Source organism: Pseudoalteromonas sp. MTN2-4 (genome assembly GCF_042848605.1).
In the GTDB taxonomy this organism is placed as follows: Bacteria; Pseudomonadota; Gammaproteobacteria; order Enterobacterales; family Alteromonadaceae; genus Pseudoalteromonas.
Map to the genome: position 1 here is coordinate 1 of NZ_BTGK01000094.1, position 252 is coordinate 252.

Here is a 252-nt window from a genome sequence, read left to right on the forward strand (position 1 = left end):
TCTCAGCCTATTTTAACGAGGCTAAATATTTGCCCTGAAAACTGGCTAAAACTTACCACGCAATTTACCAAGTCTTTTAGAGGAGCTGTAGGGCGTGAACAGTCACTGCAAAGCTATTGTGATCACGTACAATTACAGCGGCGCAGCAATTTGACCCAATGCCAAAGGCTTTTTGCCTAAATATCTCATACTCTTCTTTGTACTTACTTGGTTGTTTATCGATAGGCACGTTGCTTAATTATACTTTTACGT

General features: G+C 40.1%; 1 pseudogene. It reads left to right on the forward strand.

The window, feature by feature from the left end:
- A pseudogene (locus ACGHEH_RS21850) lies at positions 1-180 on the forward strand (transposase); the annotation flags it as partial.
- Positions 181-252 lie beyond the last annotated feature (72 nt).